The following is a 20,919-nucleotide window of genomic DNA, read 5'->3' as shown; positions in this document are numbered from 1 at the left end:
AGCAGAATGACAGAGCCCGGGCCAGCTGCCCGGGCTTTTTTTCTTTGCAGTCCGTTGGCAGGCTAGGGTGCAGGTGCGGCAGTTTTCAGCATGTTTTTCAGGCCATCGTCACCGGAAATCTTCAGGCGGACCGGCAGGGTTATCACCTTGGAGCGGAAGCCGTCCGGGAGCCGGACAGCGTCCTTTTCGGTAGTGACCAGCTGCGCGTTCAGCAGCTTGGACTCGTTTTCCAGCCGGTTCATCAGTGCCGGGGTCAGCGGCTGATGATCGTCCAATGCCTCAAACCGGGCGATATCGGCCCCAAGGCCGCGCAAGGTGCTGAAGAATTTCTGAGGGTGGCCGATACCGGCAAAGGCCAGAACCCTTGTGCCGTGCCAGGGCATGCCGGTCTGCAGCGGTTCCAGCGCGCCGGTGAAATGCGGCAGGCCGCAAAGCTGGCTGCCCCAGGCGGCAGAGAAGGATTGTTGGTCAATTTCCTGACCCAGCGACAAAACGGCGTCAGCCCGCTTCAGCCCGGTCGCAACCGGTTCGCGCAGGGGACCTGCCGGCAGGCAGCGCCCGTTGCCGAACCCATGCTGAGCGTCGACGACTATCAGCGACAGATCCTTGGCGACTGCGGGATTCTGAAACCCGTCATCCAAAACGATAACTGTTGCCCCGGCATTTGCTGCAGCACGAGCACCTGCGGCGCGGTCCTTGGCGACCCAAACCTCGCCAAAGGCTGCAAGAAGCAGCGGTTCATCACCTGTCTGCGCGGCTGTATGGCGGCCGGGAAACACCTGAACCGGCCCTTCCAGCGTGCCGCCATAGCCGCGGGTGACCACATGCGGCTCATGCCCGAGGCTGCGCAGGGTCTCGAGCAGCCAAATCACGGTGGGCGTTTTACCGGTGCCGCCGGCATTCAGGTTGCCGACGCAGATCACCGGCACACCGAAAGCTTGCGGTCTGCCTTTGGCCAGCCGGGATGCGGTGGCGCGCGCATAGGTCCAGCCCATGGGTGCCAGCAGGGCTGACCGCAGATCGAATTTTCCCGGCGGCTTGTGCCAGAAATCAGGTGCCCGCATCACTGTCCTCGCGCTGGTCCAGTAGAGCCTGGACCTTTTCCAGAAGTGTGTCTGTTGTGGCCGCACTTTCGGTAACGCTTTGCCAGCCGGCAAGGGCCATTTCGGCTGCCTTGTCCGGTGCCGAAAGCGCAACAACAGCGTCAGACATCTCGCCTTGTGTCTGCACCTTGACCGCGGCGTGGGCCTTGGTCAGCCTGTCGTAAAGCTCCCGGTGGGCGTGGATGCCCGGGCCATGCATCAGCGCAGACCCGAGGGCAGCGGCATCAAGCGGCGACTGGCCCTGGGCCACCGGGTCCAGGCTGCTGGCGATCAGCGCAACCGGCGACAAGCGGTACCAGAGGCCAAGGTCCTCGCCGGCAGTGAGAAGAACCTGATTGAAGTCTTCAGGCTCATCGCCGGCTTCCCAATCAGCAAAGGAAAGCCCGCTGTTCTGCACCAGGCCGCGGGCCGCTCCCAGATCCGAGGTTCTGTCCAGAGCAACCACCAGCAGCAGGCGGTGCAGCAGCCGTAACGCGGACCGGTGGGCATCCAGTACGCGGGGCAGCTCATCCAGTTTGACGTGGGCTGCCAGCCAGACCGGGCGGCTGCCCAGGGTTTGCTGCATGGAGGCCAGTTCATCATCATTGCAGCCTGGGGGAACGGCAGACACGCGTAGTTTTCCGGCCACTTCCAGCCTTTCAGCGGGGAAGCCCAGCCTGATCAGCCGGTCCCGAACCGTTTTGGACGGTGTCAGAATGCCAGTCAGGCTTTCCAGCATCCTGCGCCGCTGATCCGGCAGCCAGCGGCTGGTGCGGTGCGGCAGTTCATTGTCCAGAAGGTCGGCCAGAAGCACGCCCGTACCCTGGTCGCGCAAATGCCGCAGCATGACGCGCCGGGCCGGCGCGCCGGTCCAGATGCAGGCATCGGGCTGCCAATGCGCGACGAATTCGCGGGCCTCTGCCAGGGTGTCCTCTGCCAGCGGGCCGACCGGAACGTCGCAGCCGACAGTGCCGGTCAGATGCAATCCCGGCTCCCAGCTGGCCAGCACAGACAGATCCGGGCGCAGGGTCTTAAGACGGCGTCCGATGTCGCAAAGCGCAAGGTAGCGTTCCGGTGTGGACGCATGCACCCAGAGCAGCTCCCCCGGAGGCCGGGGCTGCAGCACCGCAGGGCGGCTGGAATTTGTGGTTCGCCGTTGCATCTGTTTCGATTTGATTTTTCCGGCCAAAGGTAGCTGCAACATGCGGGGTTGTCTGTGAAAAACTTGAGTCTTGCCTTTGCGGGCGGCGCAGACCGCATAAGCTGCAGCTGGTTCAATGTCCAGCGATGCCAGGCCCGGCCGGGTCCAGCGCCGCCATCAGCTCCGTATGCAGGGGCGTGTTTCCGGCAACCACCCCGTTCAGGCGGGGTTGCGGGTTGTTGAAGCGCAGCAGGCTGCCTGACCTGTCCGTGATGATGCCGCCAGCCTCGCGCACCAGAAGATCTCCGGCGGCGATATCCCACTCCCAGCTTGGGCGCAGCGTCAGCATGGCACCGAACCGGCCGTCTGCTACCTTGGCCAGACGGTAAGCCAGCGATGGCCGGTAACTGCGGATGAAGGCAGGCGGTGTGCCGCCCTGCCAGTGGTGCGGAAGCAGATTGGGTTTGGCGGCCAGGATTTCGGTGGTCGCAAGCTCAGCCGCAGAAGAGATTCTTACCGGGCTGCCGTTACAGGCTGCACCCTGTCCCTTGGCGGCGGTGTACATGAGTTCCCGCTGGGGCAGATAGATCACCGCCGCTATGACTTCACCGTGTTCCGCTACAGCGATGGAATGCGCCCAGGTGCGGGAGCCTTCGGCAAAGCTGCGGGTGCCGTCGATCGGGTCGATGATGAACACCCGCTCGCACGTCAAACGGGCATCGCTGTCCTCGGTCTCCTCCGAGAGCCAGCCGTAACCGGGCCGCGCCTGCTGCAGCATGTCCTCGAGCATGGTGTTGACGGCCAGGTCAGCTTCGGTCACCGGGCCCGCACCGCCGGGCTTGTCCCAGCGCTTGGCGTCGGGACCGGTGTAGCGGCATGCGATGTCTCCGGCCTGTTCCGCCGCTTTTACAAGCAGGGATAGGTCAGTTGCCGGCAAGGGTCATTCCTTCGACCAGCAGTGAGGGCACCACGGAGGACAGATGCGTGCGGGCGTCATTGGCTGGAACGATCCGGCGCAGCATTTCGTGCAGGTTGCCTGCGATGGTGCATTCGTTGACCGGATAGGCAATCTCGCCGTTTTCCACCCAGAAACCGGATGCGCCGCGGGAATAGTCACCCGTGTTGGGATTGATGGTGGAGCCGATCATCGACGTGACCAGCAGGCCGGTTCCCATCTGCGCGATCAGGTCCTCGCGGCTGGCTTCGCTTTGGGTCAAAGCGATATTCCAGGTGGAAGGCGACGGCACCCCACCGATGCCGCGGGCGGCGTTGCCGGTGCTTTCCAGCCCCAGCTTGCGAGCCGAAGCAAGGTCCAGTGTCCAGCCGGTCAGCACGCCGTTGTCCACCACGGTGCGTCTGCGGGTCGCCAGCCCCTCGCCGTCAAACGGGCGGGAGCCGGAAATCCTCGGGCGGTGCGGATCCTCAACTACAGAGAGCGCCGCTGGCAGCACTTGCTGGCCCAGCGAATCTTTCAGCCAGGAGGAGCCGCGGGCAATTGCGGCACCGTTGGCCGCTGACATCAGATGGCCGATCAGCGAAGAGGAAATGCGTTCATCATACAACACAGGGAAGCTGCCGGTCTTGGGCTTGCGGGCGCCCAGCCGGGCGACTGCTCGCTCACCTGCAGTGCGGCCAATTTCCTCAGCGCTGCGCAGATCAGACTGGAAGGTGCAGGAATCGCCGTCGTGGTCCCGCTCCATTCCGGTACCTTTGCCCGCGATCCCGGTGCAGGATAGAGACCGGCCGGTGCGCTGATAGCCTCCTGAGAAACCGTTGGTGGCTGCCAGATGCACCACATGACGGCCATATCCGGCGGCCGCGGATTGCACCTGTGTGATGCCGTCCACCGCTTGACAGGCGGTTTCGGCGGCAAGCGCGTCCTCTTGCAGGGCTGCTGGCTCAGGCTCGCCGCTCGGGTCTTCCAGCTCCAGCGCAGCCAAATTCCAATCCTTCGCTAGCTGAGACGGGTCAGCGAGGCCTGCATAAGGGTCTTCCGGGGCCTCCTTGGCCATGGCAACGGCGCGCTCGGCCATCGCCGCGATGGTTTCGGGCCGCATGTCGGACGAGGAAACCAGCGCCTGGCGCTTGCCTACAAACACCCGCAGGCCCAGATCGGTGCCTTCGGAGCGTTCCGCATGTTCCAGCTTGCCCTCGCGCACTTCGATGCTGAGAGAACTGCCCTCAGCGGCCATGGCGTCGGCGGCATCTGCGCCGGCCTTGCGGGCGGCGTCGATCAGGGCGTGGCAAAGCGCTTCGGGGGACTGGGTCATGGGCACCTTCTGTTCTGCTCTTTAAAAGAGCTATCCAGTGCAGCGCCATGCCGCAAGTGCGGGGTGAAAAAAAGGGGCCGCGTGCAGCAGCCCCTTTTCTGATCCTGTTCGGGATTTGACGGTTACTTGATGCGCTGGCCGTTGGCGAGCACCTGGCCGTCTTCGGTGACTTCGATCTTGGAGGTCAGGGTGTCGTCACCTTCACCCGGGACTGCCAGCATGCCCATCATCATGCGCGCGCCCATGGCGTCGCTGTCGGACATCAGGCCCATGCCGATCAGCTTGTCGATCAGGGTGTTGGCGCCGACCAGTTTGAGGTTGGCCTCGCCCGCCGGGGCCGGCATGCCATCAAAGCTGGTCAGGTCTTCATTGTTGAAGGTGAAATCGCCGGTGCCGGTCAGCTCGGCACCCGCAGCGGAAACCTGCAACTGCTTCACGGTCAGCGCGTTCAGCTCACCCGGTTGTTCCTCACCCTTTTCCACAGCTTCCATGGCTTCCGGGTCGAACAGGTCAAACAGCACTTTGCCTTTGCCGGCCAGGTCCAGAACGACGGTTGCCGGGTCATGCGGCAGCTGGCCGGTCGGATCGACCATGCCCCACAGCATTTCCGGCACTGCAAAGTCGCGCAGGGTAACGCCAAGTGCGAAGTCCTGCTCTTCTTCGGATTTGGCCAGCGGCATCATCAGCTTGAAGCCGGTCTCCGCCATGCTCAGAGCCAGCGGGAACGGGATCTCGGAGCCGGAGATGTTCACATTGGTTGCAACCTGCGACACGTCGTAGGTCAAATGCTGCTTGTCCATCGAAACGGTGAAGGCGCCGCCTTGGGAGTTGCTTTCCATGGCGAAGCTTTCGCTGCCATCCACGCCGGAGATAGAACCATTGCCGCCGGTAAAGGTGAAGGTGCCGTCGAAGGCAAAGCCAGCTTTCAGCAGCGCAGCCATGTCGGGGCTTTTCAGCCCTTCGGGAACGGTGCCGGTGCCGGTGAAGCTCAGGCCCTGCAGCGCGCCCTTGAATGCGCCGGTGCCGTCGCCTTCGGGATCATTGAAACCCATGTCATAGCTGAGGCTGGAGGCGGTCATGGTCTGGTCGTAGCTGCGCCCCCCGTCAACCTTCATGGTGCTTTTGGTGACAACGTCGTTCATCTCAACCTGAACCTTTGCCACCTCTGCGGGCACTGGTTCACCGTCCGCTGACAGCTCGTTCAGCGTCATGGTCACCTTGGAGGAGCTGTAGTCGTAGCTCATGTTCCCGGCATCACCGGCGACTTTCATCGGCGAGCCATCGTGGGAATAGATCAGTTTGCCCGCAAAGGTTTCGCCGTCACCGGAGAACTCAAAGCCCATCGGAAACTCGGCGGGCAGCAGTACATTGACGGTGCCGTCGCCGTTCTCAACGAACTGGACTTCGGGGAAGCTGATGGTGCCGGAACCGTCTTCTTCAGGGATCGGCATGGCCATGGACACATCGGAAACGGTCAGGGTATTGCCTGAAACAGCTTCAGTTCCGGAGACGGTGTAGCCGGTGCTGGTCAGATACGCCTTCCAGTCGGCCCAGACGTCCTGGGCGCTCAGGTCGGCGAGGGCGCCTTGAGCGGAAACAACCAAAATTGCCGCTGCGGCACCGCCGCGCGCAAGAATAACGGACATTAGAGAACCTTTCTCTGAGAGATAATTGAAAACATCGTCGGCCCGGCGGGCGGTGCCGTCAAGGGGGCCTTGGGCTGGACCGTTCCCCCTAACCGCTTTACCACTTGGGTTATCAGTCACTTGGAGGTTGCGGGCATGGAATTCAACGGAAAAACAGTTGCAATTACAGGAGCCAGCCGCGGGATCGGGGCGGATGCCGCCCGTGTATTTGCCGCCGCGGGCGCCAATTTGGTCTTGCTGGCAAGGAGTGCGGAAGCACTGCAGGACCTTGCGGGCGAGATCGGCAAAAATGTGCTTACATTTGCTTGCGACGTTTCTGACTATGCTTCCATTGAGGCCGCGTTGGGCGCGGCGCAGCAGGAATTTGGCAGCTTGGACGTTCTGATCAATAATGCCGGTGTGATCGAGCCGATTGCCCGGTTAGAGGACGCATCGCCGGAGGGCTGGGGCAAGCTGATCGACATCAACCTGAAAGGCGTGTTCAACGGGATGCGGGCTGCTCTGCCGTTGATGAAACCGGCGGGCGGCGGGACCATCATCACCGTCAGTTCCGGCGCTGCGCACCGTCCGCTGGAGGGGTGGAGCGCTTATTGCTCTTCCAAGGCAGGCGCAGCAATGCTGACCTCTGCGCTTGATCTGGAGGAACGCGAACACGGCATCCGCGCCATGGGTCTGTCTCCTGGCACTGTGGCGACCCAGATGCAGCGGGAGATCAAGGCCAGCGGCATAAACCCGGTGAGCGCGCTGGACTGGGAGGACCATATTCCCGCAGAATGGCCGGCCCGGACCCTCATGTGGATGTGCACGCCGGATGCGGATGACTGCATTGGTCAGGAAGTTTCTCTGCGAGAGGATAGCATCCGCCAGCGGGTTGGCCTGATATGATCGGACTGGACATTGCGGAAAACGGCCTGTGGACCATCACCATCAACCGGCCCGATAAGGCGAATTCGCTGACAGAGGCGATGCTGACGGAACTTGCGGAAGTCGCTGAACGCGCTCAGGAGGCCCGCGGGCTGATCCTGACCGGAACCGGCAAGGTGTTCAGCGCCGGAGCCGACCTGGATGAGGCGCGGGCGGGCCTGGCGACATCGCCGGTGTGGGAGCGGCTGTCGGCGGCAATGGCCGCAATACCCTGCCTTAAGGTGGCCGCGCTGAACGGCACGCTGGCAGGGGGTGCCAATGGCATGGTGCTGGCTTGCGATATCCGCATCGCGGTGCATTCGGCCAAGTTTTTCTACCCGGTCATGAAGCTCGGTTATCTGCCGCAGCCTTCTGACGCCGGCCGGATGGCCGCGCTGATCGGGCCGGCCCGTACGAAAATGATCCTGGCTGCCGGGCAGAAGATCACCGCGCAGGAAGCATATGATTACGGCCTTGTGGACCGGATTGTGGAGACGGACGCGCTGATGGACACTGCCCGGGATCTTCTTGGCCATTCGCTGGAGGCCAAGAGAGAGATTTCCGCAGGTATCCTGAGGATGTGCCGGTGAAGCGGCTTTCCGGGCTTCGGCTCCAGGTCGAGGATCCGGAGCGGCTGGCCGGTTTCTATGCGAAAATGCTCGGCATGGAAGCCTTGGCGGACGGTGACGCCTGGCGTGCCGGATATGGAGGTGAGGACGCGGATCTGATCCTGCTGCCCGGCGGCACCAAGGCATCGCATAACCGAGATGAGCGTTTTTGGAAAATTGGCATCTGCCTGCCCGATCTGGACCTAGCCTGCGAGCAGCTGCTTCAAAAGGGGGTGGAGGTTTCAGCGCCGCACCAGTTCCGTGACATTGGCTATATGGCGCATCTGCACGATCCTGAGGGGTTTTCGATCGAACTGCTGCAGCATGATTTTCTTGGAAACCGGCCAGACGGCGCGGGCGATCTTGCTTTGCCGCTGGGCGGTGGTGCGCACGTCGGACAGATCACCTTGCGGACTGGGGATATCGCAGCTGAACTTGCTCTGCGTGCCGATATGAAACTGCTGTCAGTTCAGGACGTGGCGGAGTCCGGGTTCGATTTGCATTTCCTCGCCTTTACCGAAGAGACGCCGCCGGATCCGGACTTGCAGTCGGTGGCGAACCGGGAATGGCTGTGGCGACGGCCCTATACCACGCTGGAATTTCAGCACATTCCCGGGGCGCAGTTGCGCGACAGCCCTGCCTTCATGGGGCTGGAGATCAGTTAGCGCTTGCGCCGTTTGCCGGGCACGCGGGAGCGGAATTCGGGCGGGCGTTTCCGGACCCAGGCGATGAATTTCGTAAGCCGCGGATGGGCCTGCAGTGCTTCCGGTGTGTTGAAGTCGCGGGCCAGTTCCGCCTCTGTCAGCGTGGCGTGTATCTCGCGATGGCAGATGTCATGCAGCAGAACCGTTGGTCCGCCCTTGCCTCCTTTCAGTTTTGGGATCAGATGGTGCAGGCTTTGCGGCGCGCCCTTTGGGATAGGGCGGCCGCACAGCGGGCAGTTCGGATCAGACATGCACAAGCCTCAGCTGGTTTCGTGCGGGCACTAGACACGCCGGCGGCAAGGGCTGGCAAGGGGATGGCATGACAGAGGCGTGGGATGCAGTGGTGATCGGAGCCGGGCCAGCCGGGCTGATGGCTGCCGAAGAACTGGGCCGCGCCGGGCGCCGGGTACTGGTGGCTGAGGCCAAACCGTCAGCTGCCCGCAAGTTCCTGATGGCGGGCAAATCCGGCTTGAACCTGACCAAGGACGAACCCTTTGAACAGCTATTCACCCGCTACGGTGAGGCGGCGGACTGGCTGGCGCCGATGATCCGGGCCTTCGATGCGCAGGCAGTGCAGGCCTGGGCGCAGGGGCTGGGGAGCGAGCTGTTCACCGGCTCCACCGGCCGGGTGTTCCCGAAGGTGATGAAAGCATCGCCGCTTTTGCGAGCCTGGCTGGGGCGTTTGGACGGGTATGGCGTGCAGATCCGCACCCGCTGGCGCTGGGCAGGCTGGGACGGTACGGTCCTAGTCTTTGAAACGCCGGGCGGTTCGGTGCGGATTGAGGCAGGCACCACCGTTCTGGCGCTTGGCGGCGCAAGCTGGGCGCGGCTGGGGTCGGATGGGGCGTGGCGGCCGCTGTTGCAGGAACGAGCGGTAGAAGTTTCCCCATTCAAGCCTGCCAATGCCGGGCTGCTGGTGGAGTGGTCCAAGCAAATGGCACCGCAATTCGGCCAGCCGCTCAAAGGGATTGCGCTGCGGGCGGGCGGCCTGGTTTCGCGCGGAGAGGCAGTAATTTCGCAGCGCGGGCTGGAGGGCGGCGGCGTCTATTCCATCTGTGCAGCGGTGCGGGAGGGTGCGGTGCTGCATATGGATCTGTTTCCGGATCTGGCAGAGGCGGAAGTTGCCCGCCGCCTGTTGCGCCCCCGCGGCAAGGCGAGTCTCTCCAACCACCTGCGCAAGGCCTTGAAGCTGTCACCGGCTGCGGCGGCGCTGCTGCAGGAATTCGGGCGCCCACTGCCGCTGGAGGCGCAAGCCTTGGCAAGTCTGATCAAGGCGCTGCCTGTGAAACATGCAGGCCTGCGCCCGATGGACGAGGCGATATCGACCGCCGGCGGCATTTGCCGGAACGCTGTGGATGGCAGTCTGATGCTGAAGAAAATCCCAGGCGTTTTCTGCGCCGGGGAGATGCTGGACTGGGAAGCCCCGACGGGCGGTTACCTTCTGACCGCCTGTCTGGCAACCGGGCGCTGGGCAGGGCAGGCGGCGGCGGGTTACTTGGCGAGTTCGGCCACCCGTTGAAACGCCGGGCGTTCCCGCATCCGTTTGCCATAGTCCTGCAGCTTTTCACTCTCGACAGGGAACTTGGCGCTGCGCGCCCAATTCAGGCAATGGGTGCAGATGATATCGGCGATGGTGAACTCCTCTCCCATCAGGAAGGGGCCTGTGATCTTGCTTTCAAGGCGCGACAGGTTGTGGGCAAACTCCCATTTCAGGCTGCCTTTCACCTCTGGCACCCGCAGTTCCTCCGGCAGGATGAAGCTGTGCCGGGCCGCGGCCCACAGGACGGCGTCGACTTCGTCCAGCAACAGATGGGTCATCGCGTCCTGCTTGGCGCGTGCAATTGTGCCCGCGGGGGCCGTCAGCGCGCCGTGCTTGTCAGCCAGGTAGGTGAGAATAGCAGTCGAATCGGTGATGACCTCACCTTCCGCCTGCAGCACCGGCACCTTGCCAGATACATTCAGCGCCTGCACTTCCGGGCTGCGGGGGCCATGCTGACTCAACTTGTAGGGCTGCCCAAGCTCTTCAAGCGCCCACAGCACCCGGAAGGTGCGGGTAAGCGGAATGCCGGTGACCGTATACATCGTCTTTCTCCTGTTCTTACCGTGCCATGATGGGCGGCGCTGCAAGGCGGATCAAGCGGGACGGTGCGTTTCGGGATCAGCGGGCGCGGCTGAGCATGGCTAGCCGGATCAAAGCCCGTTCCATCAGGGCCAGCGCCGGCGCGGTCTGGCCGGCAGAACGCAGCGCCAGATCGGTGTCCGTGATGATCGTCAGCGCAGTTTCTAGCCGGTTTGCGCCCCAGTTCTGCGCTTGCCGCAGCATCCGGTCGCGGCGTTTGCCGTAAAGCGGCGGGCGCAGCTGGCCAATGCCTTGGGCAGGGCCGCCGGGAGCAGAGGCGATGGTGTAGAGCGTGCGGAAATGCCGGGTGGCGCCGATGCACAGGGTCACGGCGTTGGTGCCCTGCGCCTGCAGGCGGCGGATCAGCGGGCCGATTTCGGGGCTGCGGCCCTCGGCGACCACATTGAGCACGTCATCCAGTGCGGCTTCGGTCGACTGCGGGGCGACGGCACCGATGTCGTCCAGCGACAGCGGGCTGCTGTCACCGTGTTTATAAAGCGCCAGTTTCTCGATCATGCGGGAAAAGTCGCCGGGGCCGATGTCATTTGCGATATCGGTCAGTGCCGACATGCTGTCGCCGGGCACGTCGCGGATGCCGGCCTCGCCCAGAATACGTTCAATCTCGGCACGAGAGGGCGGGTCGTCGTAGATGCCCGCGGCATAGGCATTATTGTGGCTTTCAAATGCTTTGCGCAGCTTTGAGGACGCTTTCAGCTGCCCGGCCGTGACTACGATCTGTGCATCGCCTGGCTGCCATTCCTCCAGTGCTGCGGCAATGGCGGGGGTGGCGGTGTCGTTGGCGCCTTCGACAAACACCGCCCGGACACCGGGAAAGAACCCGACCGCCTTGACCGCATCCAGCAGCTGCGCCGGATCCTTGCGCAGGTCGCCGCCTGGCAGGCGGGTCAGGCGCATTTCTTCCTCGGCGCCGGGGCCAAGCAGGGCGGCCAGCACCTGCTGCCGCTTCAAGGACACGCGCATCGCGTCGGCGCCATAGATCAGGATGCCGGTCTTGCCGGGATCGGGCTTGGCGAAATAGCCGTCAGCTTCGCGCGGAGAGAGCTTCATTCAGCCGCAGCGGAGAGATCCGCGGTTGCCAGAATCTGTGCAGTGATCTGGTCTGCCAGAACAACCATCAGCCGTTCATGCGCATCCCGTTCTCCTGCCAGCGTTTCTATAGTGCTGCCGGTGGCGGAGTAGCCGGAGAAGTTACGGACAGTACCGCTGGATGCAACCTTTCCGTCAGACATCCGGGTCAGCGAAAAACTTGCGGTCCCGACGACGGAATAGCGGGTGATTTCGTTGTCCGCAGTAATTGCCTGGCCTTCTTCCCGGGTGCTGAGCGTCAGATCAAGCGTATATGCCGGGCTGCTGCCCCGGCCCAGGCGCTGCTCGAGGTTCTGCACCAAGAAATAGGCGTCAGCCCCGCTGGCGCCCTTGATTTCCTCAGGGTCTTGAACTTCGATCTTGCCGTACAGCTCAGACCCGGTTCCGCCTGGAGCGTAAACCGGTGTAAAGCCGCAGGCCGAAGCCACCAGGGGCAGGGCCAGCAGCAGGGTTCTGCGATCAAGCAACGACATTCACAATCCGGCCCGGCACCACGATTACCTTTTTCGGAGCGCCGCCATTCAGCGCCTTCTGCACAGCTTCGTGCGCCAGCGCGAGTTTTTCAACCTCTGCCTTGTCCAGATCCTTGGCGACTTCGATTTCGCCGCGGCGTTTGCCGTTGATCTGGATCGGCAGGGTCACAGTGTCCTCGACCAGCATCGATTCGTCTGCCTCCGGCCAGGGTGCCGTGGCACACAGGCCCTCGCCGCCCTGATGGTTCCAGATGTCCTCCGCCAAATGCGGGGTCATCGGGGACATCAGCTGGGCCAGGGTCATTACTGCTTTGCGCTGCACCTTGTAGCCGGCCTTGGATTTGCTGAGCGTGCCAGTGAAGGCGTAGAGCTTGGCAATTGCCGCGTTGAAGCCGAAGGAATCGATGCCCAGTGTCACGTCGCGGATGCATTTGTGCATCTCGCGCAGCAGGTCCTCGTCACCTTCACCTTCTGCGGTACGGTCCATTTCCCCGATCCGGTCGCACAGGTTCCAGACCCGGTTCAGGTGTTTATGAGCGGCCTCTGCGCCTGAGGCAGTCCATTCCACGTCCCGTTCGGGCGGCGAATCGGACAGTACGAACCAGCGTGCGGTGTCGGCGCCAAAGGATGAGATGATGTGCAGCGGGTCCACGACATTTAGTTTTGATTTAGACATCTTAGTTGAGGGCTCAACCAAAATCTTCTCGCCTGTCTCACGCAGGGTAAAATTTCCATTCTCGTCGCTTTGAACGTCAGCCGGGAAATGATAAAGTTTTTGACCATTGGGCTGCTTCCGCTCTGCATTCAAATAGGCAGCATGGGTCACCATGCCTTGGGTGAACAGCGCATCAAACGGTTCGATGGATTTCTCCGGCAGGTGGCCGCAGATCTGCATCGCGCGGGCAAAGAAGCGCGAATAAAGCAGGTGCAGAATCGCGTGCTCGATGCCGCCGATGTACTGGTCGACGTTCATCCAGTATTCAGCCTCGGCCATGTCGGTCGGGGTCTCGGCGCGCGGGGCGGTGAAACGGGCGAAGTACCAGGACGAATCGACGAAGGTGTCCATGGTGTCGGTTTCGCGCTGGGCCGGCTTGCCGCAGGATGGGCATTCACAGTTGCGCCAGGTCGGGTGGCGGTCCAGCGGGTTGCCGGGCACCGAGAAGTCGATGGCCTTGCCGCCCTCATCATAAGGCAGCGCAATCGGCAGGTTCTCTTTCTTCTCCGGCACCACGCCGCAGTCTTCGCAGTGAACCACAGGGATAGGGCAGCCCCAGTAGCGCTGGCGGCTCAGGCCCCAATCACGCAGGCGGTATTTGGTGACACCCTGGCCCCAGCCGGCCTTTTCCGCGTAGTCAACGGTGGCGTCGATGGCCGCCTCGCCGGTGGCCTCGGTCAGACCGGCGAAATGGTCGACCCAGCGGACCTTCTCGGTTTTCGCTGGCACAAAGGCTTCGTTTGCAACCGGAGTGTCATTGTCCAGCGCAAAGAACGTGTCGATGACTGGCAGATTATATTTGCGGCAGAAGTCCAGGTCGCGCTGGTCATGCGCCGGGCAGGCAAAGATCGCGCCGGTGCCGTAGTCCATCAGGATGAAGTTGGCGATCCAGACCGGCAGTTCCCACTCTGGATTCAGCGGGTGTTTGACGCGGATGCCGGTGTCATAGCCCAGCTTCTCGGCGGTCTCGATGGCTTCCTCGGTGGTGCCGCCCTTGCGGCACTCGGCAACAAACGCAGCGACCTCCTCCGATTCGGCTTCCAGCGCCTTGGCAATGGGATGATCGGGCGAGATGCCGACAAAGGACGCGCCCATCAGCGTGTCGGGGCGGGTTGTGTAAACCTCAATCGCTTCGCCGCCGTCGGTGCGTTCAAAGGAGAATTGCAGCCCGCGTGACTTGCCGATCCAGTTTTCCTGCATCAGGCGGACCTTGGCGGGCCAGTTTTCCAGCGTGTCCAGCGCCGACAGCAGTTCTTCGGAGAAATCGGAGATCTTGAAGAACCACTGGGTCAGCTCGCGCCGTTCCACCAGCGCGCCGGAACGCCAGCCGCGGCCGTTCTCAACCTGCTCGTTGGCTAGCACGGTCATGTCGATGGGGTCCCAGTTCACCACGGCGTTCTTGCGGTAAACGAGGCCCTTTTCCAGGAAGTCGAGGAACAGCGCCTGCTGCTGGCCGTAATATTCCGGATCGCAGGTGGCAAACATGCGCGACCAGTCCAGCGACAGGCCCAGTGGTTTCATCTGTTCGACCATCGTGTCAATGTTCGAATAAGTCCAGTCCTTGGGGTGCCCGCCCGAGGCCATAGCCGCGTTCTCGGCCGGCATGCCGAAAGCGTCGAAGCCCATCGGGTGCAGCACATTATGGCCGGTGGACAGTTTATAGCGCGCGATCACGTCGCCCATCGTGTAATTGCGCACATGCCCCATGTGCAGCTTGCCCGACGGGTAGGGGAACATCTCCAGCACATAATACTTCGGCTTGCCGCCGGTACGTTTGGCCTGGAAAATTCCAGCCTCGTCCCAGGCCTTCTGCCATCGTGCTTCGATTTCAGGAGCTATGTAACGCGGCATCAGAGCGGTCCTTTGCATGAAAACGCCGGGCTGGTGGCCCGGCGCTTCTGATAATGGGGTTTGGTCGGCGATTCCAGAGGGCGCAGGGTCAGAGTTTGCCGTCCGCGATCCGCAGCTGGCGCGCCCGGGACAGAATGGCATCCTCGACCGCACGGGTGGTGCTGGCGCTGACCGGGCCGCCCTTGGATTGCAATGCAACATTCAGGGAACGTGCGTCCAGCGCCGGATCCTTGATGTGAATGGTTGCGCGGTACGACCGTCCGCCGCCGGGCGGGGTGCCGTAACCGGTCACGATGACACCGGTGAACGGATCAACGGACTGAACGGGAAGAAAGCTCAGCACATCCAGGCTGGCAGTCCACAGGTAACGGTTCACCTGAACAGTCTGGTCCGGCTTGGCATTCAGGAAGTCAAATACCGAGGATTTCGTAGCTTCACCCTGGATCTCTTCCTTGTGGCTGGTAGTCCGGGCTGTGCTTGCCGGTGCCTTGCCGCTTCTGTTGCCGCCGCACGCCGCCAAGCTGAGGCAGATTGCGCCAATCACTGATACCCGCAGGGTCTTTCCGTATTTCATAACCGCTCCCGGAGCCATTTTCTGCGCGAACACCTAACGCAAGCGGCGCCGACGGAGCAAGGGCTTTGGTCTCTATGACTCTGCTCCTGCGGAGGATTTCACGTGCTAGAGGCAGCCTGAAGTACGGATCGGGGCTGTTTCAGGCACCCCGGGCAGCGCGGACTGTGGCAAAGCTGCACCATCCGGAGCCGCATCGTTTCGCCTGTCTTTCCCAAGTCTTGCCAAAACGGGGGGGAAAGAGCGAAACCCCTTGGCATACCCACGCCGGATTCCCCGGTTTGGGCAGTGGAATAGAAACCGAGGGAAAAACTATGAAAAAGGTTCTCTTCGCGACCACCGCGCTGATCGCCACCGCAGGCATGGCCGCGGCAGAAGTTAAAGTGTCCGGCTACGCCCGTTTTGGTCTGGACTGGAACGAAGCAAACGACGGCACCCTGCCGACCAACACCGGTACCGCAGGTGATGTTCTGGACTCTGCCGACGAAACCAACATCACCAGCCGTTTCCGTCTGCAGTTCGACGTTTCGACTGAAACCGACGGCGGCGTGACCCTGGGTGGCCGTATCCGCGCGCAAGCAGAAAACCGTGACGGTTCCCAGGGCGCAGCTTCCTGGTCCAGCCCGCAGTTCCACGTCGCATACGGCGGCCTGCGTGTGAACGTTGGCAACATCTGGGGCGCGATCGACTCCGCACCGGGTCTGTACCTGAACACTACCTCCGTGGGCACCGGCATCGACGGCATGGGCTTCAACTCCCTGGCCATCCAAGGCGCGGGCTTTGACACCTTCACCTCCGCAGGCGTTGGCCGTGGCGGCGTTGAAGCCATCTACTCCGCAGGCGGCTTCACCGGCCACATCTCCTACTCGAAGCAGAACGACACCTACGTGTCCGATGGCTCCGGCGCCGGCACGGTCGACGCAACTACCCTGACCGAAGGTGAAGAGCGCACCGCGATCATGCTGTCCTACTCCTTCGGCGACTACTTCGTGACTGGTGCCTACCAGGACTCCAGCGTTGCAGCCAACGACGAAGTCGGCTTCCTGGCAGCTGGCGCTGACTTCGGCCAGTTCGGTGCAACCCTGTCCTACGGTACCACCGAAGCAACCGACGCGATCACCCTGGTTGGCGAAGCTGAAATCGGCTCTGCCTCCACTCTGATCGGTTGGGTCAGCGGTCGCGATGCAAACACCACCGGTGGCAACGACGACACCGCGTTCGGCATCAACTACGAGTACGACCTGGGCGGCGGCGCAACCTTTGTTGCTGGCTACGTGAACAACGGCGCCGACACCAACGAGAACTCCGTGCAGGCAGGTGTGCACTTCAGCTTCTAAGCTGAAGCGCGCCTAGCGTGACTTTCGGGGCGGGTTCCTTTGGGGCCCGCCCTTTTCTTTTGCCCCTTAACATTTTCGAGCAAACAGTGTTTTTTGCGGCCAAACAGTGATGAGGCCGGACCCATGCCGCTTGAAGAGATCAAATCGAGAATTGCCAAGGCTGAAGCAAAGGTCGGCCGTGAACCGGGCAGCGTGCAGCTTATTGCAGTGTCCAAGGTGCAGCCGAACAAGCGGGTTCAGGCGGTGCTGGAGGAGGGGCAACGCTGTTTTGGTGAGAACAAGGTGCAGGAGGCGGTCGGCAAATGGCCGGGTTTTTCTGAGCAGTTCAAAGGTATCGACCTGCATTTGATCGGTCCCCTGCAAACCAACAAGGCGCGCCAGGCGATGGAGCTGTTTGACAGCATCCATTCGGTGGACCGTCCCAAACTGGCCAACACAATTGCGCGGCTGGCGCAGGAGCTGGGGAAATGCCCGGACCTGTTTGTTCAGGTGAACACCGGTGAGGAGGAGCAGAAAGCAGGCGTGATGCCGGCCGATGCGGATGCCTTCATTGCCGAGTGCCGCAAGCTGGATCTGCCCGTGAAGGGCCTGATGTGCATCCCGCCAGTGGATGAGGAGCCGAGCCTGCATTTCGCGCTGCTTGCCAAGATTGCAGAGCGTAACGGCTTGCAGGGCCTATCCATGGGGATGAGCGGGGATTTCGAGAAAGCGATTGCCCTTGGCGCGACGCATGTGAGGGTCGGATCGGCAATCTTTGGAGATCGCACGTACTGAGGCGCAAAAGTTTTCAGAAAATTTTTCAACACGTTTGAGAACGACTTGGCGGGGTCAGGCTGCAGCCAGTTCCGGAACAATGATGCGTGTGCCAATCTGCACCCGGGCAGCAAGCCAGTGCAGGTCCGTTCTGGAGAAGGCGATACAGCCCTCGGTGGGGAAACCGGGCCGGCGCCATTGATGGAGGAAAATCGCAGACCCCTTGCCGGCAGTTGCGTCCGGCCAGTTCCAGTCGGTGATCAAAATCAGATCGTACAGCGGGTCTGCACGGCGCAGTTTTTCGTGGCTGAAACCATAAGGGGCCCGCACCTGAAGGTTATAGCGGCAGTCGGCAGCGTCATCTGACCACAAGTCCCCGGGTCCGATGGGAGCCGCCCATGGTGCCGGCCGGGGCAGGCGGTCCGCCCGGTAGAGCATTCCGGCAATTCTGTGAGTGCCCACTGGCGTTGCGCCATCGCCCTCGCGTTTGTTAACTGACAAGCCGCCTTCGCCGATTGTGCAGGGCAGCACACGGCCCATGAACCGGACGCCTGCCGGAGTCAGGACCAAATCCGCAGGAGTCATTACAGCATATGCCCGGACTTGCGGGCTTTGGTGGCAAGGTAATGCTGGTTGTGGGCGTTTTCCCCCACTTTCAGTGGCACCCGTTCAGCCACTTGAATGCCCGTTTTCTCCATCATTGCGATTTTGTTCGGGTTGTTGGTCAGCAGCCTTACTTTTGAAAAACCCATCTTCATCAGGATAGCTGCGCCCAGGCGGAAGTCCCGTTCATCATCTTCAAAGCCAAGGCGGTGGTTAGCTTCTACGGTGTCAAAGCCTTGGTCTTGCAGCGAATAAGCCCGCATCTTGTTGGCGAGGCCAATGCCGCGGCCTTCCTGATTGAGGTACAGGAGCACGCCTGCGCCTTCCGCTCCCATTTGGGCTAGCGCTCCATGCAGCTGCGGGCCGCAGTCGCATTTGAGGGATCCCAGAACGTCACCGGTGAAACATGCCGAATGCAGCCTGGCAAGCACTGGCTTGCTGCGGTCGGGCCGGCCGATTTCCACCGCATAGTGTTCTTCTGCGCCATCTTCGGGCCGATAGATGTGGAGCCGCCCGGCCTCAGCAGCCGTCATCGGCAGTCGGGCAGCGGCCACCGGGTGCAGCGGGGAGCTCTTGCTCAGCAGCGGTTCTGCCGCGGTGCGTGAAATGAGAGTCAGGCCGTGACTTGCCGCAAAAGTCGCCGGATCGTTCAGAGGCACAAGCACAGCAGCAGGCAGCATGCGGGCAGACTTTGCCAAGGCAATGGCGAGCCTGTGCAAGTCTGCACTACCGCCGCGCAGGCTGGTCAGCGGTCCCTTCATCGGTGTGTTCAGATCACCCGACGGGTCTGCCATCGCTTGAATCCAGTTTCGCCCCTCGGACGCAGGCACTTCCACACGTGCGGTGTCCTCGTCATATACTCGCGCCTTCAGGGTTTCTGCGCGACGGGCTGTCAGAGCCAGAGACAAAGCCCCCAGAGACCGCATGTCCGTAAGGCGTGCATCAGTCAGAGTTTCCACGGCAATTGCCAGCGCGGTCTCGCTTCCATCGGTCAAGACAACCGGCAGTCCCATCCGCAGATCGACCCGGGCGCGGGCCAGCAGTTCGATCATTGTGGGCATCAGGCTCATGCGGGGCATCCGATGTTATTTTGTAACAAGGCTTGCTGTCTTTACGCCTAAATGCAACGGATGTGAAACAATTTCCATGCCATGGACACGTCGGCGTGAGAGTTTTGCAGCAAATCTTGCCGCGGGCGCAAGGGATGCGCATGTGCGGTCAGGAGAACAGGAGGGCGAGCCGATGGCGCAACTGAAAAAAATTCTGCTGGTTGATGACGACGAGGACCTGCGCGAGGCCTTGAGCGAACAGCTAGTGATGACCGAAGACTTTGACGTGTTCGAAGCAGAGAATGGTCAAAGCGCTATGGAGCGCGCCAAGGAAGCCCTGTACGACCTGATTATCCTGGACGTTGGTCTGCCTGATACCGATGGCCGTGAGTTGTGCCGCCTGATGCGCAAACAAGGGGTGAAGTCACCGATTCTGATGCTGACTGGCCACGACACTGATGCAGATACGATCCTGGGTCTGGATGCGGGCGCAAACGACTATGTCTCCAAACCCTTCAAATTCCCGGTTCTACTGGCCAGAATCCGTGCCCAGCTGCGCCAGCACGAGCAATCGGAAGATGCCGTCTTTGCGCTTGGGCCCTATACTTTCAAGCCTTCGATGAAACTGCTGATCACCGAAGATGAGCGCAAGATCCGGCTGACTGAGAAGGAAACCAACATTCTCAAGTTCCTGTACCGCTCCAGTGACGGTGTAGTGCCGCGTGATGTGCTTTTGCATGAGGTCTGGGGATACAATGCAGGTGTGACCACCCATACGCTGGAAACCCATATCTACCGCTTGCGTCAAAAGATTGAACCTGACCCCTCGAATGCGCGCCTGCTGGTGACGGAGTCAGGCGGATACCGCTTGGTTGCCTGATGCTGCTCGGCGTTGAGCCAAATCAAAGAGGGATTTTAGGTTCATCTTTGGAGTGGCCCAAAACCCGCGCATATCCGGGTCATGATATGCACCTCCCTGTTGGACTTGGCCGGGCTCTATGTCCGGCCATTTTTTTTGCGCTTGACTGCTTGGCCGGAAAACGCCTCTGGCACTTCCGGGCTCACGCATGCAGTATCGCCGCCAAATATGCATTTTTTCACGAGGCGCGCGATGCCATTTACTCTTGCCACTTGGAACATCAACTCTGTCCGCTTGCGCGAGCCGATTGTGCAGAAGCTGCTGCAGGAGGAAGGGCCGGATGTGCTGTGCCTGCAGGAATGCAAGAGCCCTGTGGACAAGATCCCGATGGAAGGCTTCACGGCACTGGGTTACACGCATATGATTGCCCGTGGTCAGAAGGGTTACAACGGAGTGGCTATCCTGTCGCGGCTGCCAATTGAGGATATCGGTGACAAGGATTTCGCCGGCCTTGGGCATGCGCGCCATGTGGCAGGGCGGCTGGAGAACGGGGTTGTGATCCACAATTTCTATGTGCCTGCGGGCGGCGATGTGCCGGACCGGGAGCAGAACGAAAAATTCGGCCAGAAACTGGACTACTTGACGGACATGCGCGACTGGTTCCGGGCCGAGAAGCCGGAAAAATCCATCTTGGTTGGCGACCTCAATATTGCCCCGCGAGAGGATGATGTCTGGGATCACAAGAAATTGCTGAAGGTTGTCAGCCATACTCCGGTAGAAGTGGAGCATTTCGGGGCGGTGATGGAAGCAGGCGGATGGTCAGACGTGACCCGCTCCGACATCCCTGACGGCCGTTTGTACAGCTGGTGGAGCTACCGGGCCAAAGACTGGGACGCGGCCGACAAGGGGCGCCGGCTTGACCATGTCTGGGCGACCCCAGACATCAGGAACGCTGCCCACTCCAGCAAGATCCTGCGCGATGCGCGCGGCTGGGAGAAGCCCAGCGATCATGCGCCGGTCTTTGCAACTTTCGATCTTTAATCTCCGGCGCAACGCTCCCTCCTGTTTCCGGGCATCTTCAGATGCCCAAATCAATTGGGAGCGGCACCGGGCCCAATGCCGCAGAGG

At 61.7% G+C, this 20,919-nt stretch carries 21 protein-coding genes; 8 read left to right on the top strand and 13 right to left on the bottom strand.

Features of this window, described 5'->3' with window-relative positions:
• Positions 1-62 precede the first annotated feature (62 nt).
• From lpxK to A9D60_RS13025, 5 genes are all read right to left on the bottom strand, one after another.
• Positions 63-1,064: a tetraacyldisaccharide 4'-kinase gene (gene lpxK, locus A9D60_RS13045; RefSeq protein ID WP_065268140.1), complete on the bottom strand. Its 1,002-nt coding sequence runs from the start codon at positions 1,062-1,064 to the stop codon at positions 63-65.
• Positions 1,051-2,244, bottom strand: coding sequence for a 3-deoxy-D-manno-octulosonic acid transferase (locus A9D60_RS13040; protein ID WP_065268011.1), 1,194 nt, complete (start codon positions 2,242-2,244; stop codon positions 1,051-1,053). The genes lpxK and A9D60_RS13040 overlap by 14 nt, the downstream gene beginning before the upstream one ends.
• Positions 2,245-2,356: 112 nt before the next feature.
• Positions 2,357-3,160, bottom strand: coding sequence for an inositol monophosphatase family protein (locus A9D60_RS13035; protein WP_065268010.1), 804 nt, complete (start codon positions 3,158-3,160; stop codon positions 2,357-2,359).
• The gene (locus tag A9D60_RS13030; protein ID WP_065268009.1) at positions 3,147-4,493 is read right to left on the bottom strand and encodes a TldD/PmbA family protein; all 1,347 of its coding nucleotides are present in this window, start codon (positions 4,491-4,493) and stop codon (positions 3,147-3,149) included. The genes A9D60_RS13035 and A9D60_RS13030 overlap by 14 nt, the downstream gene beginning before the upstream one ends.
• Before the next feature lie 122 nt (positions 4,494-4,615).
• Positions 4,616-6,139 carry a DUF2125 domain-containing protein gene (locus A9D60_RS13025; protein ID WP_065268008.1) on the bottom strand — a complete coding sequence of 508 codons (1,524 nt, stop codon included), beginning with the start codon at positions 6,137-6,139 and terminating at the stop codon, positions 4,616-4,618.
• Positions 6,140-6,274: 135 nt separating this feature from the next.
• Between A9D60_RS13025 and A9D60_RS13020 the strand changes: the two genes are divergently transcribed.
• From A9D60_RS13020 to A9D60_RS13010, 3 genes are read left to right on the top strand one after another with little or no spacing between them, the layout of a single operon-like run.
• A complete protein-coding gene (locus tag A9D60_RS13020; RefSeq protein ID WP_065268007.1) occupies positions 6,275-7,024 on the top strand; it encodes an SDR family oxidoreductase in 750 nt (249 codons plus the stop codon).
• On the top strand, positions 7,021-7,632 hold the full coding sequence (locus tag A9D60_RS13015; protein WP_065268006.1) for an enoyl-CoA hydratase/isomerase family protein: 612 nt from the start codon (positions 7,021-7,023) through the stop codon (positions 7,630-7,632). The genes A9D60_RS13020 and A9D60_RS13015 overlap by 4 nt, the downstream gene beginning before the upstream one ends.
• Positions 7,629-8,315, top strand: coding sequence for a VOC family protein (locus tag A9D60_RS13010; RefSeq protein WP_254656694.1), 687 nt, complete (start codon positions 7,629-7,631; stop codon positions 8,313-8,315). The genes A9D60_RS13015 and A9D60_RS13010 overlap by 4 nt, the downstream gene beginning before the upstream one ends.
• On the opposite strand, the gene A9D60_RS13005 is transcribed toward A9D60_RS13010, so the two are convergent.
• On the bottom strand, positions 8,312-8,605 hold the full coding sequence (locus A9D60_RS13005; protein ID WP_065268004.1) for an HNH endonuclease: 294 nt from the start codon (positions 8,603-8,605) through the stop codon (positions 8,312-8,314). The genes A9D60_RS13010 and A9D60_RS13005 overlap by 4 nt on opposite strands.
• A gap of 68 nt (positions 8,606-8,673) precedes the next feature.
• Here A9D60_RS13005 and A9D60_RS13000 point away from each other — a divergent pair, with 68 nt between their 5' ends.
• Positions 8,674-9,873 (top strand): TIGR03862 family flavoprotein, encoded by a 1,200-nt coding sequence (locus tag A9D60_RS13000; RefSeq protein WP_065268003.1) that lies wholly within the window; start codon positions 8,674-8,676, stop codon positions 9,871-9,873.
• On the opposite strand, the gene A9D60_RS12995 is transcribed toward A9D60_RS13000, so the two are convergent.
• The 5 genes from A9D60_RS12995 to A9D60_RS12975 form a co-directional block, all read right to left on the bottom strand.
• Positions 9,846-10,436 (bottom strand): glutathione S-transferase family protein, encoded by a 591-nt coding sequence (locus A9D60_RS12995; protein WP_065268002.1) that lies wholly within the window; start codon positions 10,434-10,436, stop codon positions 9,846-9,848. The genes A9D60_RS13000 and A9D60_RS12995 overlap by 28 nt on opposite strands.
• A 76-nt stretch (positions 10,437-10,512) precedes the next feature.
• The gene (gene holA, locus A9D60_RS12990) at positions 10,513-11,541 is read right to left on the bottom strand and encodes a DNA polymerase III subunit delta (RefSeq protein WP_065268001.1); all 1,029 of its coding nucleotides are present in this window, start codon (positions 11,539-11,541) and stop codon (positions 10,513-10,515) included.
• Entirely contained in the window at positions 11,538-12,053 is a 516-nt protein-coding gene (gene lptE, locus A9D60_RS12985; RefSeq protein WP_065268000.1) for an LPS assembly lipoprotein LptE, read from the bottom strand. The genes holA and lptE overlap by 4 nt, the downstream gene beginning before the upstream one ends.
• Positions 12,040-14,619, bottom strand: a complete 2,580-nt coding sequence (gene leuS / locus A9D60_RS12980; RefSeq protein ID WP_065267999.1) for a leucine--tRNA ligase — start codon at positions 14,617-14,619, stop codon at positions 12,040-12,042. The genes lptE and leuS overlap by 14 nt, the downstream gene beginning before the upstream one ends.
• A gap of 88 nt (positions 14,620-14,707) precedes the next feature.
• Positions 14,708-15,193, bottom strand: a complete 486-nt coding sequence (locus A9D60_RS12975) for a DUF3576 domain-containing protein (RefSeq protein ID WP_065267998.1) — start codon at positions 15,191-15,193, stop codon at positions 14,708-14,710.
• A 311-nt stretch (positions 15,194-15,504) separates the two neighbouring features.
• On the opposite strand from A9D60_RS12975, the gene A9D60_RS12970 reads away from it, so the two are divergent.
• Positions 15,505-16,527: a porin gene (locus tag A9D60_RS12970; protein ID WP_065267997.1), complete on the top strand. Its 1,023-nt coding sequence runs from the start codon at positions 15,505-15,507 to the stop codon at positions 16,525-16,527.
• A gap of 123 nt (positions 16,528-16,650) precedes the next feature.
• Complete coding sequence (locus A9D60_RS12965) at positions 16,651-17,301, top strand: YggS family pyridoxal phosphate-dependent enzyme (RefSeq protein WP_065267996.1); 651 nt, start codon at positions 16,651-16,653, stop codon at positions 17,299-17,301.
• Positions 17,302-17,355: 54 nt separating this feature from the next.
• On the opposite strand, the gene A9D60_RS12960 is transcribed toward A9D60_RS12965, so the two are convergent.
• Entirely contained in the window at positions 17,356-17,865 is a 510-nt protein-coding gene (locus A9D60_RS12960; protein ID WP_083194199.1) for a L,D-transpeptidase family protein, read from the bottom strand.
• The gene (gene ribA, locus A9D60_RS12955; protein ID WP_065267995.1) at positions 17,865-18,953 is read right to left on the bottom strand and encodes a GTP cyclohydrolase II; all 1,089 of its coding nucleotides are present in this window, start codon (positions 18,951-18,953) and stop codon (positions 17,865-17,867) included. Before ribA ends, A9D60_RS12960 begins: the two co-directional genes overlap by 1 nt.
• A gap of 172 nt (positions 18,954-19,125) precedes the next feature.
• Here ribA and A9D60_RS12950 point away from each other — a divergent pair, with 172 nt between their 5' ends.
• Together A9D60_RS12950 and A9D60_RS12945 are read left to right on the top strand one after the other, a co-directional pair.
• On the top strand, positions 19,126-19,812 hold the full coding sequence (locus A9D60_RS12950; RefSeq protein WP_039184779.1) for a response regulator transcription factor: 687 nt from the start codon (positions 19,126-19,128) through the stop codon (positions 19,810-19,812).
• Positions 19,813-20,043: 231 nt separating this feature from the next.
• Entirely contained in the window at positions 20,044-20,832 is a 789-nt protein-coding gene (locus A9D60_RS12945) for an exodeoxyribonuclease III (protein ID WP_065268138.1), read from the top strand.
• Positions 20,833-20,919 lie beyond the last annotated feature (87 nt).

The organism is Leisingera sp. JC1 (genome assembly GCF_001679925.1).
Classification (GTDB): domain Bacteria; phylum Pseudomonadota; class Alphaproteobacteria; order Rhodobacterales; family Rhodobacteraceae; genus Leisingera.
The sequence above is the reverse complement of the archived record's forward strand: the minus strand, read 5'-3'. Positions and strand labels throughout refer to the sequence as shown.

Bases quoted from the DNA above. Each gene is read 5' to 3' on its own strand.
- lpxK (WP_065268140.1), bottom strand. From the start codon at position 1,064: ATGCGGGCACCTGATTTCTGGCACAAGCCGCCGGGAAAATTCGATCTG.
- A9D60_RS13040 (WP_065268011.1), bottom strand. From the start codon at position 2,244: ATGCAACGGCGAACCACAAATTCCAGCCGCCCTGCGGTGCTGCAGCCC.
- A9D60_RS13030 (WP_065268009.1), bottom strand. From the start codon at position 4,493: ATGACCCAGTCCCCCGAAGCGCTTTGCCACGCCCTGATCGACGCCGCC.
- A9D60_RS13025 (WP_065268008.1), bottom strand. From the start codon at position 6,139: ATGTCCGTTATTCTTGCGCGCGGCGGTGCCGCAGCGGCAATTTTGGTT.
- A9D60_RS13020 (WP_065268007.1), top strand. From the start codon at position 6,275: ATGGAATTCAACGGAAAAACAGTTGCAATTACAGGAGCCAGCCGCGGG.
- A9D60_RS13015 (WP_065268006.1), top strand. From the start codon at position 7,021: ATGATCGGACTGGACATTGCGGAAAACGGCCTGTGGACCATCACCATC.
- A9D60_RS13005 (WP_065268004.1), bottom strand. From the start codon at position 8,605: ATGTCTGATCCGAACTGCCCGCTGTGCGGCCGCCCTATCCCAAAGGGC.
- A9D60_RS13000 (WP_065268003.1), top strand. From the start codon at position 8,674: ATGACAGAGGCGTGGGATGCAGTGGTGATCGGAGCCGGGCCAGCCGGG.
- A9D60_RS12995 (WP_065268002.1), bottom strand. From the start codon at position 10,436: ATGTATACGGTCACCGGCATTCCGCTTACCCGCACCTTCCGGGTGCTG.
- holA (WP_065268001.1), bottom strand. From the start codon at position 11,541: ATGAAGCTCTCTCCGCGCGAAGCTGACGGCTATTTCGCCAAGCCCGAT.
- lptE (WP_065268000.1), bottom strand. From the start codon at position 12,053: ATGTCGTTGCTTGATCGCAGAACCCTGCTGCTGGCCCTGCCCCTGGTG.
- leuS (WP_065267999.1), bottom strand. From the start codon at position 14,619: ATGCCGCGTTACATAGCTCCTGAAATCGAAGCACGATGGCAGAAGGCC.
- A9D60_RS12975 (WP_065267998.1), bottom strand. From the start codon at position 15,193: ATGAAATACGGAAAGACCCTGCGGGTATCAGTGATTGGCGCAATCTGC.
- A9D60_RS12970 (WP_065267997.1), top strand. From the start codon at position 15,505: ATGAAAAAGGTTCTCTTCGCGACCACCGCGCTGATCGCCACCGCAGGC.
- A9D60_RS12965 (WP_065267996.1), top strand. From the start codon at position 16,651: ATGCCGCTTGAAGAGATCAAATCGAGAATTGCCAAGGCTGAAGCAAAG.
- A9D60_RS12960 (WP_083194199.1), bottom strand. From the start codon at position 17,865: ATGACTCCTGCGGATTTGGTCCTGACTCCGGCAGGCGTCCGGTTCATG.
- ribA (WP_065267995.1), bottom strand. From the start codon at position 18,953: ATGAGCCTGATGCCCACAATGATCGAACTGCTGGCCCGCGCCCGGGTC.
- A9D60_RS12950 (WP_039184779.1), top strand. From the start codon at position 19,126: ATGGCGCAACTGAAAAAAATTCTGCTGGTTGATGACGACGAGGACCTG.
- A9D60_RS12945 (WP_065268138.1), top strand. From the start codon at position 20,044: ATGCCATTTACTCTTGCCACTTGGAACATCAACTCTGTCCGCTTGCGC.